Annotated in this window: 10 protein-coding genes; 5 read left to right on the forward strand and 5 right to left on the reverse strand. The window is 60.3% G+C overall.

Annotation, left to right across the window (positions count from 1 at the left end; all coding sequences use genetic code 11):
• Nucleotides 1-105 precede the first annotated feature (105 nt).
• The 3 genes from NW805_RS05025 to NW805_RS05035 are packed head-to-tail and all read left to right on the forward strand — an operon-like array spanning nucleotide 106 to nucleotide 2880.
• The gene (locus tag NW805_RS05025; protein ID WP_414421846.1) at nucleotides 106-1935 is read left to right on the forward strand and encodes a proline--tRNA ligase; all 1830 of its coding nucleotides are present in this window, start codon (nucleotides 106-108) and stop codon (nucleotides 1933-1935) included.
• Nucleotides 1936-1956: 21 nt separating this feature from the next.
• A complete protein-coding gene (locus NW805_RS05030) occupies nucleotides 1957-2574 on the forward strand; it encodes a hypothetical protein (RefSeq protein WP_414421847.1) in 618 nt (205 codons plus the stop codon).
• Between the two features lie 18 nt (nucleotides 2575-2592).
• Nucleotides 2593-2880 (forward strand): hypothetical protein, encoded by a 288-nt coding sequence (locus NW805_RS05035; RefSeq protein WP_414421848.1) that lies wholly within the window; start codon nucleotides 2593-2595, stop codon nucleotides 2878-2880.
• 81 nt (nucleotides 2881-2961) lie between these two features.
• Here the strand turns inward: NW805_RS05035 and NW805_RS05040 are convergent, their stop codons facing one another.
• The 3 genes from NW805_RS05040 to tkt all read right to left on the reverse strand — a co-directional run bounded on the left by NW805_RS05040 (nucleotide 2962) and on the right by tkt (nucleotide 7535).
• Nucleotides 2962-4011, reverse strand: coding sequence for a hypothetical protein (locus NW805_RS05040; RefSeq protein ID WP_414344338.1), 1050 nt, complete (start codon nucleotides 4009-4011; stop codon nucleotides 2962-2964).
• Nucleotides 4012-4339: 328 nt separating this feature from the next.
• A complete protein-coding gene (locus tag NW805_RS05045; protein WP_414421849.1) occupies nucleotides 4340-4798 on the reverse strand; it encodes a hypothetical protein in 459 nt (152 codons plus the stop codon).
• A gap of 736 nt (nucleotides 4799-5534) precedes the next feature.
• Nucleotides 5535-7535 (reverse strand): transketolase, encoded by a 2001-nt coding sequence (gene tkt / locus NW805_RS05050; protein WP_414421850.1) that lies wholly within the window; start codon nucleotides 7533-7535, stop codon nucleotides 5535-5537.
• Nucleotides 7536-7710: 175 nt separating this feature from the next.
• On the opposite strand from tkt, the gene lipA reads away from it, so the two are divergent.
• Nucleotides 7711-8604: a lipoyl synthase gene (lipA, locus tag NW805_RS05055; protein WP_414421851.1), complete on the forward strand. Its 894-nt coding sequence runs from the start codon at nucleotides 7711-7713 to the stop codon at nucleotides 8602-8604.
• 91 nt (nucleotides 8605-8695) lie between these two features.
• Here lipA and NW805_RS05060 read toward each other — a convergent pair whose 3' ends face one another.
• Together NW805_RS05060 and ppsA are read right to left on the reverse strand one after the other, a co-directional pair.
• A complete protein-coding gene (locus NW805_RS05060; protein WP_414421852.1) occupies nucleotides 8696-9970 on the reverse strand; it encodes a dihydrolipoamide acetyltransferase family protein in 1275 nt (424 codons plus the stop codon).
• An 81-nt stretch (nucleotides 9971-10051) separates the two neighbouring features.
• A complete protein-coding gene (gene ppsA, locus NW805_RS05065) occupies nucleotides 10052-12517 on the reverse strand; it encodes a phosphoenolpyruvate synthase (RefSeq protein ID WP_414421853.1) in 2466 nt (821 codons plus the stop codon).
• A gap of 336 nt (nucleotides 12518-12853) precedes the next feature.
• On the opposite strand from ppsA, the gene NW805_RS05070 reads away from it, so the two are divergent.
• Entirely contained in the window at nucleotides 12854-13807 is a 954-nt protein-coding gene (locus tag NW805_RS05070; protein ID WP_414331111.1) for an RluA family pseudouridine synthase, read from the forward strand.
• Nucleotides 13808-13938 lie beyond the last annotated feature (131 nt).

Raw genomic sequence — 13938 nt, forward strand, 5'->3', positions numbered from 1 at the left:
TGGCCTGCCGGTCAGGCCTGTGTTCTCGGGCAGAGGATCCCAAACAGGGCGGGAAAGTTTGAGCTGATCGTGCGAGCGGGAGGAGTCCTCAGAGGGAGGGAAGGGATGCAACAGAGCCAGAGACTGAGCCAGATGCTGTTTGTAACGCTGCGGGAGGATCCCGTTGAGGCCGAGCTGCCCAGCCACAAATTGCTGCTGCGGGGCTGCTTTATCCGGCGGCTCTCCCCAGGGATCTACACCTATCTGCCGCTCCTCTGGCGGGTGCTGCAAAAGATCTCGGAGATTGTCCGGGAGGAGATGAACGCCATCGGCGCTCAGGAGTGTCTTTTGCCCCAGCTGCAGCCGGCAGAGATCTGGCGGGAGTCGGGGCGATGGGATGTGTACACCCAAGCCGAGGGGATCATGTTTGCCCTTAAGGATCACCAGGGACGTGAGCAGGCCCTAGGCCCCACCCATGAGGAGGTGATCACCTTGCTGGCCCGGGATCTCATCCGCTCCTATCGCCAGTTGCCGCAGACGCTCTACCAGATCCAGACCAAGTTCCGGGATGAGATTCGACCCCGCTTTGGCCTAATGCGAGGGCGGGAATTCATCATGAAAGACGCCTACTCCTTCCATGCCAACGAGGAAAGCCTGCGCCAGACCTACCAGGATATGTACCGAGCCTATAGCCGCATCCTCAGGCGCTGTGGGCTGGAGTTTCGCGTGGTGGATGCTGATGCCGGGGCGATCGGGGGGCCATCGGCGGCCTCGCAGGAGTTTATGGTGCTGGCCTCTGCCGGAGAAGATGAGATTCTCTACACGCCCGATGGCTCCTATGCTGCCAATGTGGAGAAGGCCGTCTCCATCCCGCCGCCAGCGGCAGAGTCTCCCTACACCGCCTTCCAGGTTCTGGATACGCCGGGAACCGAAACCATCGAGAAGCTGGCCGCTTTCCTAAAAATCTCCTCTACCCTGATCGTTAAAAACGTCCTCTACCAAGCCCTCTACGACAACGGCCTGCGGGTGGCAGTGCTACTGAGCATCCGTGGGGATCAAGAAGTCAATGAGGTCAAACTGGCCAACCACCTCAGCCGCCTGGCAGAGCGCTACCAAGCCAGCAAATTGCTCAAGCTCGCCTTGGCCGATGCCGAGATCCAAAACAGTTGGCAGGGGGATCCCATCCCGGTGGGCTACATTGCCCCCGACTTGCCGGATAGCTGTCTGGGCCGGCAAAAAAACCTTGCCCCCCAGATCCTGCGCTTGGCCGACCAGACGGCAGCCCTGCTGCAGAACTTTGTGACCGGCAGCAACCAGGTGGGGCAGCACGTGGTGGGGGCCAACTGGGGCGAGCAATATCCCCTGCCGGAAGTGGTGGATGTGCGCAAGGCACAGGCGGGGGATCGGTGTTTGCTCAACCCCGACCAGATCCTGGAAACGGCCCGTGGCATCGAGATCGGCCATATCTTTCAGCTAGGCCTCAAGTTCTCGCTGCCAATGCGGGCCACCTTTACCGACGAACAGGGATCCGAGCAGCCCCTCTGGATGGGCTGTTATGGCATTGGGGTATCCCGCTTGGCCCAGGCGGCGGTGGAACAGTCCCACGATGCCAACGGGATCATCTGGCCCGTGGCCATTGCCCCCTATCACGTAGTGGTGGTGGTGCCCAACATCTCCGACCCCGAGCAGATGAGCGTGGCAGAGAAACTGGTGCAGGATCTCGCTACTGCCGGCATCGAGACCCTCTGGGATGACCGGGACGAGCGGGCCGGGGTGAAATTCAAAGATGCGGATCTGATCGGGATCCCTTACCGCATCACCACAGGGCGCAGCCTCAAACAGGGCAAGGTGGAACTCACCGAGCGGGCCAGCGGCCAAGCCACGGAAATTCCCATTGAAGAAGTGGTGACTACCCTGAAAGAGCGGATTGAAGCAGCCCTAGCTGTGCCGGACTGAGCGTGGCTTCTCCTGAACCCGATGCTGAACATCTCCATTCTTAAAGAAGACGAATCCTATACTTTTCGCTCTTATTTTGAGATGCCCTACGAGCCAGATGAAATCTTGGCTCAGTTCGGCTATCAACTGGAAATTGGGGAGTGGACATGGCCTGTTGCCCCTGCGCCGCCGCAAACCCCAGTTTTGAAAGATCGGATCCGACAATTGTTACCTTTGGTTAGCCTCACCAGCGAAACAGCGCGGCGGGAATTGCTGGTGGCTCCTGTGCTGACCGAAGTGGCTCTCCATTGTCGAGTTCCTTTGCGGCTGGAGTATCCCCTGATGGTCAACAATTGGTTGAAAGGCAGCCTCGATTATCTGTTGCGAGGGAAGAACATCCTGCTGGTGGTTGAAGCCAAAAAGGACGATCTAACGCGAGCCTTTGTGCAAATGGCTGTAGAAATGATTGCCCTGGCGCAGGTGGAGCAGCAGGCTCAGATCTACGGTGCAGTGACGATTGGGTCTATCTGGCAGTTCGGACAAATTCTTGCCGATCAGCAGGTGATCAAACAAGACTTAACGCTGTATCGGGTACCTGAGGAGCTAGAAACCATTGCCGGCATTCTCACTGCCATGGTCAGCAACCCCAGCCCATCGTGAATTTAGTGACCATAAGTCATGAATCAAAAAACAGTCTGGTTTGCCCTGAAGTTGATGCTGGCTGCCGCCGGAATCAGCATAGCCATCAAATATGGTGGCCCTTACTTGGCCTTGCCGGAGCAAATACCGGTGGTGATCGGGATGATCGTTTTGCCCACCCTGATCGTGGCCGGGCTCCTGTGGCGCTGGCAAATGCCGTCTCCTCTATCCAAAACTCCCCTGCCAGCCGACAAGGGATCCCTGGCAATGGAAAACGATAAGGCCCTCACCCCCAGCCCCTCTCCCGGAGAAGAGAGGGAAGTTTGAACTGCTGGACATGCCAGGATTTCCAGATCCCCTGATGGGTGGGGGGAAGGCTATCGGGATGGATTGGGATCCCTTGAACCCCTACTGCTGGGTAAGGCGCAGGGTTACCGTTGGGCTGGTTTGGTTGCCGGAAGTGGCCGTGAGATTCACCTGATACACCGTGCCAGAGGCCGGAATGGGAGGTCGAACGGTGATTGTGAAACGGCCCTGGGCATCTGCCTGCACAGTTTGGTTGGTCACGGTCTGTTGGGCGCTGATGATGCCGCCCAGAGAAGTAGAAGCCGTTACATTCACCCGCACCGAAGCATTGGGAGCTGTAGTGCCCTGCAGCGTAAACGAAGAGCCGGAAACCCGATCCCCATCCCGCAGGTTGGTGATCTGAGGCAAGAGTGGGCCGGGGGCGCTGACTGTAGCGGAAACCTCTTGGGTGGTCAGCCGCTGGATGCCCCCGGTGGCCCCTTCGATCAGGCGGGCCGGTTGTTCGGCGGTCATGAAGCGCACTTGGCCACCATTTTCCAGGCGGGCGACGACGATCCCTTCCCGGGTGGTATCTTTCGCCTCGATTAGGGCGTTCACTACATAGGTGCCGCTGGAAACTTCCTGAGCCGGCAAGGTTTGCACTTGCCGTCCATCCTGGATGAGGTAAACCGTTACCCGGCTGGAAGGGGTACCTTTGACGGTGACCAACAGGATTTCTCCCGCTGCCAAAGGGCGACTGCCGGCATTGTGATCCACTAAGTCGATGGAAGCGCGGACAGGGCTGCCCACAGTGAAGCTCCAAGTCACGCGGCGGGTCACCCCCTGGGTATTGGTGAACTCCAGCAGAACTTCCCGGCGCCCCGGCGGCAGGGGTTGGGCAGGGCGATAGGTGAAGAAATCGCGGGTAATCACCGACTGGGAAGTGACGTCTTGGCCATCCAGGAAAACCCTCACCGTTTCCGGACGCACGCTGACGCCATCTTGGCTGCGAAAAGAAGCCGAGATTGGCGAGGTGGGCTCAACATTGGTGGCCGCTTGAGCTGGGCTGGGATCCGTAATTTGCTGAGCCCTTGCAGGCAAGCTCGACAACCCCACAACCGCAGCGCCAATCACCAAGGCCCTGGGAAACCAGGAATACAAGTTATCGCTCATGAGACCATCCGCAAGAAAAAATATAGAGTACAGGCGGACCGCACAGGCAAACAGAGTCCAGGAGAATATCGGCCTCGATATCCTGTTCGCATCCTGTCACAGGGGATGGCCCCTGTCGATACGCCTAAACCTCTGATCGGCTCCCCAATAGAGTCAATTCCAACGTCAAAACCGGGCAAAGTCAACTGCCATCTACCGTGTGGGATCCCATGTCCATCCTGGCAAAGGCCAGAAGATGACTGTAGGTGAGGATGTAAGGGATCCCTTTGATCAACTAACTTGTGTCGTGACCGCCGATCGCCGATCGATTTATGTCAGTTTATTGATATCAATTCACAAAAATAGCCCCTGTCTCTTGCAGATCGAGGCAGTGGTCGCCGGAGACATCGTTGACCAGGCGCACTTCTACAGTGATCACGTTGAAAGAATCCACGCTCACCTGGTAGCCCACAGGAGCCAACATCGGCGTGTTGATGGCCATGCAGTTGGGGATCAGCAGGTTGCTCAGGCGCAACGTTTCGCCGGCAGGCAGTTCCGAGACCTTCTGACGGGGATCGGTAAAGCCGTATTCCAAAGGCAGACCGGTGCGATTGCGGATCACCAGCTCTGCCGGCAGGTCGGGGTTGAAGCGGGCCACTGGGCGATCAAAAACCAATTGATCGACACCCACCGGTAAGCGCGGCAACGGCACTGTCTGAAAGGTAGGCTGAGCGGCAACCCAGAGGGATCCCTGCAACAACCCTCCGCCAACCCAGCCGCCCAGCAGAGTCGCCAACGTCAAAACCATTCTTTTGCTCCGTTCTGCATAGCTCATGGCTTTCGCCTCAGGATGTGCTTCCAGACTGGTGGGAGTTGGATCCCTTGCCTGCTTGTATTGTTCCCAAAAACGGCTGGCCGGGCCAGATGGCTGCTGTTTTTTCTAGGGTATGCCCCAACCAGCTAAGATCCCGTGGGGGGGAAGTTAAGTTAGAGTTGGCAATGCAAAGGGAGGCATGGCCATGCCAGCAGAACCGAAAAAGTTCGGAGAAAAACTTCTCGTGGAAGGGCAGTGCCGACGCGGGCCGGGCGCTGACGATTTTGGCTGCCGTGGGAGCCGCGGTGATTTTACTGGCGGGGTTCCTACAGTAGGCAAACAGTAGGCAAAGCTGTTTGTGTCTGCAGCCGGCACAAGCACCTCAGCACGGCGGCGGAAGCCAAAGTTTCTTCTTCAAGGCGATTTCAAGGCGATGGTGGCAGCCTGCTCGACTTCCAACTTGCCTTCAAGGATCATCCCCGCCATGGTTGAAGATGTCCTCAAGGCAAAGGTGTTGTCTGCGGGGCAGGAAGCCGCCCTCGACTGCGTTCTCCGCCATGGCTGCCCTACAGAAAGAAGCAGATCCGGATGCTTTGGAAGTCCTGCTGATTGGTTGATGCGAGGTTCGCTACGCCTGTCCGGGTCACGCCGCTGGGCAGCAGGCTCAACAGGGAAAAAAGCCCAGCAGAGAAGGGATCCCTGCTGGGTCTAGCCCCACGAAAAGGGAAACTCAGCCCAGCAGCCGGCGGGCAGTGTTGAGCACGTTCTCCACCGTGAAGCCGAACTTCTCCATGCACACCGGGCCGGGGGCAGAGGCGCCAAAGCGGTCGATGCCAATGGCCACCCCCTCAAACCCCAGGTACTTGTGCCAGCCGAAGGTGCAGCCTGCCTCGACGGAGACGCGCTTGGTGACGTTGGGGGGCAGAACGGAATCGCGGTAGCTCTGGGGCTGGGCCTCAAACAGCTCCATACAGGGCATAGAGACCACCCGCACCGCCCGGCCTTCCTGCTTCAGTTGGGCTGCAGCTTTCACCGCCAGCTCCAGTTCAGAGCCGGTGGCGATCAAGATCAGCTCTGGATTGGGGGCATCCACCACCACATAGGCCCCTTTGGCTACGCCTTCAACAGAGGTGCCCTCCACCGGGTTGACGGCTTGCCGGGTAAACACCAGCACAGAAGGGGTGGTCTTGGCTTCTAGGGCCACCTGGTAGGATCCCACCGTTTCGCGGGCATCTGCCGGGCGCAGCACATAGAGATTGGGAATGGCCCGTAGGGAGGCCAAAGTTTCCACCGGCTGGTGAGTGGGGCCATCTTCCCCCAAGGCGACGGAGTCGTGGGTCATGACGTGCAGCACCCGCACCTGCGAGAGGGCGGACAGGCGGATGGCAGGCCGCATGTAGTCGGTGAAGATCAAAAAGGTGGCGTCGTAAGGGATGAGACCTCCATGAAGCGCCATGCCGTTGGCAATGGCTCCCATGCCGTGTTCCCGCACCCCAAAGCGGAAGTTACGCCCCTCGTAAGATCCAGCCTGAAACTCTGGGATCCCTTTTAAATAGGTCATGTTGGAGTGGGCGAGATCTGCGGATCCCCCCAGCAGTTCCGGCACCGCTTTGGCCAAGGCATTCAGACAAAACTTGGAGAGGTTGCGGGTGGATTCTCTGCCGGTTTCGGCAATGGGGGCCAGCGCTTCTTTCCAGCCCACCGGCAGCTCCCCGGCCATGATGCGCTTGAACTCGGCGGCCTCTTCGGGGTAAGCCTTCTCGTAGGCGGCGAAGCGCTCGTTCCACTCGGCCTCGGCCTTGGCCCCTTTTTCGATGGCCTGGCGGAAGTGGGCCAGCACCTCGTCGGGAATGTAAAACTCCGGCTCCAGAGGCCAACCCAGGTTTTGTTTGGTGAGCTTCACCTCTTCCGGCCCCAGGGGTGCCCCATGGACGCTCTCGCTGCCAGCCTTGTTGGGGGATCCGTAGCCGATGGTGGTCTCGACAATAATCAAGGACGGCTTGTTGGTGACTTCCTTGGCTTTCTGGATGGCCTCGGCGATCCCTTTCAAGTCGTGGTTGCCATCCTCTACTTTTTGCACATGCCAGCCGTAGGCTTCATAGCGTTTGCCCACATCTTCCGTAAAGGCGATTTCCGTTCTGCCGTCGATGGAGATGTGGTTGCTGTCGTAAAGCATGATCAGCTTGCCCAGTTGCAGGTGGCCGGCCAGAGAAGCTGCTTCAGAAGCCACCCCCTCCATGTTGCAGCCATCCCCCAAGATCACGTAGGTGTAGTGATCCACAATGGTGTGGCCGGGCTTGTTGAAGCGGGCGGCCAGATGGGCCTCGGCAATCGCCAGCCCAACCGCGTTACCCACCCCTTGCCCCAGCGGGCCGGTGGTGACCTCTACCCCCGGAGTTTCAAAGTTTTCCGGGTGGCCGGGGGTTTTGGAGCCCCACTGGCGGAACTGCTTAATGTCCTCCAGGCTTACATCGAAGCCGGTCAGGTGCAGCAGCGCGTACTGCAGCATGCAGCCATGCCCCGCCGAGAGCACAAAGCGATCCCGATCCACCCACTTGGGGTTGCGGGGGTTGAACTTCATGAACTGCTGCCACAACACATAGGCCATGGGTGCTGCTCCCATCGGCAGGCCAGGGTGGCCGGAGTTGGCCTTCTGAACAGCATCCACCGCCAAAAAGCGAATCGTGTTGATGGCAAGTTGTTCCAGAGAGGGAGGAGCAGCAACAACCATGTGGGATCCCTATCGCTCGACATTTGCTTTCCAGTATGCCGCGTTTTGGGTCGTGCTTCCGAGGCGGCAGGGATCAATTGGGCCGGGAAATTGGCTTTGTCCAAATTCCAACGGGGCCAAATGGCAGGCTAAGCTGAGTGATACCGTCGCTGCTGTTTTGTGCTGGAGCACTTCTTTGACCGTTGTTTCTTCTTCTCCTGGCGGCAAACCCTCCTGGCTGCGGGCCAAGGCCCCTCAACGGGTGGGATCCGTCAAACAACTGCTGCGGGACTTGGGCCTAAACACGGTTTGCGAAGAAGCTTCCTGTCCCAACTTGGGGGAGTGCTTCGCCAACGGCACCGCCACCTTTTTGATCATGGGCCCGGCCTGTACTCGCGCCTGCCCCTACTGCGATATCGACTTCACCAAACGCCCCCTGCCCCTGGATGCCACTGAACCCCTGCGGGTGGCAGAAGCAGTGGAACGCTTGGGATTGCGCCATGCGGTGATTACGTCGGTGAATCGGGACGACCTGCCCGATGGGGGAGCCAGCCAGTTTGTGGCCTGCATTGCGGAAATCCGCCGCCGCATGCCTCAGACCACCATCGAGGTCTTGATCCCAGACCTATGTGGTAACTGGCAGGCGCTGCAGCAGATCTTGGCCGCCCGACCGACGGTGCTCAACCACAATACCGAAACGGTGCCCCGCCTCTATCGCCGTGTACGCCCGCAAGGGAACTACGAGCGCTCCCTCAAACTGTTGGAGTTGGCACGGCAATGGGATCCCGGCCTGTACACCAAGTCGGGGGTGATGTTGGGTCTGGGAGAGACAGCCGAGGAGATCTTGCAGGTGATGCGGGATCTGCGCCGGGCAGGGTGTGACATTCTCACCTTGGGCCAGTATCTGGCTCCCAGCCCCAAGCACTTGCCGGTGGAGCGCTATGTCACCCCAGAGGAGTTCGACCATTGGCGACGGGTGGGAGAGGAACTGGGCTTTTTGCAGGTGGTGTCTTCGCCCCTAACCCGCAGCTCCTACCATGCCGAGGCTGTGCAAGAGTTGATGCAGCGCTTTCCCAGGAGAAGCTCCTGAGCGCTGGGGCCTCGCCGGCTGCCCGACCTTGTGGGTTGCGCGAGAGAAGAACCCTACTCTGAGATTGGCTCAAGGCCGGGTTTCAGGGCGGCTACAACGTCAGGGATCCCACCTTGTGCTCTATGAGCTGCGCCAGATCTTGCAAGAAGGCCGCTGCATGGGCGCCGTAGATGACACGGTGATCGCAGGTGAGGTTCACCTGCATTTGGGAACGGATGGCAATGGCTTTTTCCGGCGTCGCCACCACCGTGGGGCGAGAAGCGCCGATGGCCAAAATGGATCCCTGGTTGGGGGGCAAAATGGCATCGAAGCGATCCACCCCGAACATGCCCAGGTTGGAGAGGGTAAAGGTGCCGCTATTGTACTCTTCCGGCTGCAGTTGCTTGCGCCGCGCCCGCTCCACCAGATCCTTCCAACGGCGGGAGATCTCGTACAGATCGAGCCGGTTGGCCTGCTTCAAGACAGGAGTGATCAGCCCGCCATCCTCCATGGCCACCGCCACCGCGATGTTGATATCGGCTTTGTAGTGGATCCCGCCTTCTGTGTAGCTGGCATTCAGAAGGGGGTGCTTCTCCAGGGTCATGGCCACGGCTTTGACCAAGAGGGCCGTCAGGGTGACTCCTTTGGGCTTCACCTGTTGGTAGAGGTGATCCAGGCTATCGGTGGTGATGGTGTAGCCCACGTGGAACACCGGCACGCCAAGGCTGGCGTTCATGTTGCGCACCACCGCCGCTTGTAGGGTGCTGAGGGGAACTGTCTCTCCCAAGGGGACAGCCGCAGGAGTTGGGGACGTAGGGGCTGGGGCAGAGGGGGCAGCCACTGCAGGAGCGGAAAGGGCCGCTGCCCGCTCCACGTCTTCGGCTATGATGCGACCGTTGGGGCCAGAGCCGCGCACGGTGCGCAGATCGATCCCCAGGCTCTCCGCCAGTTTTTTCGCCCGTGGAGAAGCCACGATCCGCTGGGATCCGGCGCCATCCGATCCATTTGGCAGTGTAGAGGTGGGGGTTGCCGCAGGGGCAGGACTTGTCGGCTGAGCTGCAGAGGCGCGGTCTGCGCTAGGTGGAGCCGCAGGGGTAACGCCAGCAGCGAGGGCTTTGGCTTTTTCCTGGGCCTGGGCCACTTCTGCCTCGCTTTCGGCAATCAGGGCGATGGGCGCGCCCACCGGGGCCGATGCTCCTGCCGGAATGAGGATGCTGGCCAGGATGCCGCTGTGGAAGGACTCCACGTCCATGTCCGCTTTGTCGGACTCCACCACCAGGATGTTTTCTCCCTTCTCCACCCGGTCGCCGGGGTTTTTCAGCCAGGCGACGATCTTGCCCGTTTCCATGGTGGAGCTGAGGGCCGGCATGGAGAGTTCGTGGATCATCGATGGGGATGGGAACACAGCAGAAGAGATTGTAACCCAGGAGACGGGATCCCCGCGCACGTCCCTGGGCCGGCTTTGGGCTCACCGGGCGCCAGCCGCTTCTGCTTCGGCCACCACCAGCAGGGTTTTCAGCAGGGAATCGGGGTTGAGGCTGATGGAATCGATCCCTGCTTGCACCAGGAAGCGGGCGAAGTCGGGGTAGTCGCTGGGAGCCTGGCCACAGATGCCGATCTTGCGCCCGTGGCTTTTCACCGTCTGGATCACCTGGGCGATCATCCGCCTGACGGCCTCGTTGCGCTCGTCAAAAAGGTGGGCCACCAGGGCTGAGTCGCGGTCTAACCCCAGGGTGAGCTGGGTGAGGTCGTTGGAGCCGATGGAGAAGCCGTCGAAGATCTGGCAGAACTCGTCGGCCAGGATAACATTGCTGGGCAATTCGCACATCACGTACACCTGCAGGCCGTTTTCTTCCCGCACCAGGCCGTGGCGGGCCATCTCCTCCAGCACCCTGTGTCCCTCTTCCGGCGTGCGGCAGAAGGGGATCATCAAGATGACGTTGGTCAGGCCCATCTCATCCCGCACCTGCTTCATGGCTCGGCACTCCAGGGCAAAGCCCTCGCGGTAGCGGGGATCCGTGTAGCGGGAGGCCCCCCGCCAGCCAATCATGGGGTTTTCCTCGTGGGGTTCGTAGCGGGATCCCCCCAACAGGTGGGCATACTCGTTGCTCTTGAAATCCGACAGCCGCACGATCACCGGCTTGGGATAGAAGGCGGCGGCGATGGTACTCACCCCTTGGGCCAGCTTGTCCACAAAGTACTCCGGCTTGTCGGCATACTGGGCGGTGAGCTCTGCCAGGCGCGGCTCCTCTTTCACCGCCTGCTCGTAGTTGAGCAAAGCCAGCGGGTGGACCTGAATGTGGTTGGCAATGATGAACTCCAGCCGCGCCAGCCCCACGCCATCGCAAGGGATCCCGCTGAGGCCGAAGGCTTTTTCTGGGTTGCCCACATTCATCATCAGCTGGGTGCGGGGACGGGGCAGCTCCTCCAGCGGGATCTCCGTCACCTCATAGGGCAACAGGCCCGGGTAGACCCGCCCTTCTTCCCCTTCAGCGCAGGAGACGGTGATGGGCTCGCCGGAACGGAGCACCTGCGTGGCGTTGCCGCAGCCAACAATGGCCGGGATCCCCAGCTCGCGGGCGATGATGGCCGCATGGCAGGTTCTGCCCCCCTGGTTGGTGACGATGGCGCTGGCCTTTTTCATGATTGGCTCCCAGTCGGGATCTGTTTTCTCCGTCACCAGCACCTCGCCGGCCTGAAACTGATCCGAGCGGCGCACATCCAAAATGACGCGGGCTGTGCCCTGGCCAATGGCCTCGCCTACGGCCCGTCCCCGCACCAGAGGCTCGGGCTGCACTTCCGGCTGGGTGAAGCGATAGGTGGTCAGCCGGTTGGCCGCTTTTTGCGATTGCACCGTTTCGGGGCGGGCCTGCACGATAAACAGCTCGCCGGTGATCCCATCTTTGGCCCACTCGATGTCCATGGGGGTGAAGCGGCCCCGCAGCGCCGAGTAGTGCTCTTCGATCAGGCAGGCCCAGCGAGCCAGCTCCAGGACTTCCTCGTCCTTGAGGGCATATTGCCGGCGCAGGCTTTCGGGGACGGCCACGTTTTTGGTGGAACGGGATCCCCCCTCGTCGTAGACGAGCTTCAGGGCTTTGCTGCCCAGCTTGCGGGAGAGAAGGGGTCGCAGGCCCCGCTTGAGGGTAGGTTTGAACACCACGTATTCGTCGGGGTTGACGATCCCTTGCACCACGTTTTCCCCCAGACCATAGGCGGCGGTGATGAGCACTGCGTCTTTGAAGCCGGTTTCCGGGTCGATGGAGAACATCACCCCCGAACAGGCCAGGTCGGAGCGCACCATCTTCTGCACCCCCACCGAAAGGGCCACTTGAAAGTGGTCAAAGCCCTTGATTTGGCGGTAGGAAATGGCCCGGTCGGTAAACAAGCTGGCAAAACAGTGGTGGCAGGCGTTGAGCACCGCCCGCACCCCATGCACGTTCAGGTAGGTCTCCTGCTGGCCGGCAAAGCTGGCATCCGGCAAGTCTTCTGCCGTGGCGCTGGAGCGCACTGCCACATCGGTGTCGGGGCCGTAGCGCTCGCACAGCTTCTGGTAGGCTTCGGCGATGGCCTGCTCTAGCTGAGGGGGGAAGGGAGTTTGCAAGATCAAGGTGCGGGCAGCCTTGCCCCGCTCGCGCAAATTTTGGACATTCTCAATGTCTAAGTCTTTGAAAATCTCCTGCAACTTCTCCTCTAGGCCCGCAGAGGCGATGAACTGGCGATACGCATGGGCGGTGGTGGCAAATCCTGTCGGCACCTGGATCCCCTTTGAGGTGAGCTGCTGCAGCATTTCTCCCAAGGAGGCGTTTTTCCCGCCCACCTGGGCAACGTCCCGCAGCCCCACCTCCGTCAGGGGCAAGACCAAAGGCGGCTCTGAGCCAAGCTGGGGTTGAGAGGGTTGCTGAAGCTGGGATCCCCTGGTTGCTCCATCCGACATGCCTTACCTCCTTCTTAGATCCATTGAGCGATCCATTGAGCCAACGCCAATTGCTGGGGTGTGCTGTGTTGTCGGCTTGGGATCGCTCCCGGCTCTCCTATGCCAACACTCGGCCCAACTCATTCTTGGTGGGCCATAGCCTCACTCTAGTCAGGATTTTCTGCCCCTTAAAATTGCCCAGGGATCCCCCCAAGAAGGCTTAGAAGGCGATGAGACAAGGCAGATCCCCCCCCACCTGCCTGCGGAAGTTGCTGCAAATCTTCGACCTTTTTTACTCAGTGCAAAAGTAGCCGGGCTGCCACAATGGTCAAAGAAGGCAATTTGGGCAACAACGGCATGGAGGGCCACAAGGAGGCTGCAGCAGACATTCGCCAGATCAGGGTGACGGAAAAACAGCAGGGCTTGCGGCTGGATCGAGGATTGGCAGAGCAACTGCCGGAGCTGTCGCGGTCGCGCCTGCAGCAGCTTATCCGCCAGGGCCAGGTTTGGCTCAATGGGCAGCCCTGCCGGGATAAGGATCGCCCCCTGCAAGCTGGGGATGAAGTCGAGGTGCGGATCCCGCCAGCCACCCCGACTGCCCTGCAGCCGGAGCCGATCCCCTTGGACATTCTTTACGAAGATGACGATTTGCTTGTGATCAACAAGCCCCGCGGTTTGGTGGTGCACCCCGCCCCCGGCCACGCCAGTGGCACCCTGGTGCACGCCCTGCTGGCCCACTGCCCCCATCTTTCAGGCATCAACGGCGAGCTGCGTCCAGGTATTGTCCATCGCCTTGACAAAGACACCACTGGTGCCCTGGTGATTGCCAAACACGATCAGGCCCACCAGCACCTACAAGCCCAGATCCAGGCCAAAACCGCCCGGCGCATCTACTTGGGGGTGGTGTTTGGCCGGCCGGCCCAAAGCCAAGGCACCGTCTCTGCCCCCATTGGGAGGCACCCGGTGGATCGGCAGAAAATGGCCGTCCTGACCCCTGGCCAAGGGCGAGTGGCGGTAACCCACTGGCAAGTGTTGGAGCGGCTGGGCAACTACACCCTGATGCAGTTTGAGCTGGAGACCGGGCGCACCCATCAAATTCGGGTGCATGCTGCCCACATGCGCCTACCCATTGTCGGGGATCCCCTCTACACCCAGAGCAAAACCAGCCCTGTTAAGCTGGGCGGCCAAGCTCTCCATGCCTGGAAGCTCTCCTTTGTTCACCCGCGCACAGGCCAGCCGCTGCAGTTTACCGCTCCCCTGCCGGAGGAGTTTGAGCGGCTCTTGCGGCAGTTGCGCAGCCAGGCGGGCTAGGCAGCCTCTGGGGTTTCCCCCTTGCTTTGCCTGGTCATTGCAAACGGCTGTGGAACAGCTGGTTGGTTGATCCCCAGCTCCCCTCGCCCGCAAGGGGTGAGGGTCAGCGGCGAAGGGTCTTCATCTTGTTT

The organism is Synechococcus sp. W60.1 (genome assembly GCF_047461575.1).
GTDB lineage: Bacteria > Cyanobacteriota > Cyanobacteriia > Thermostichales > Thermostichaceae > Thermostichus.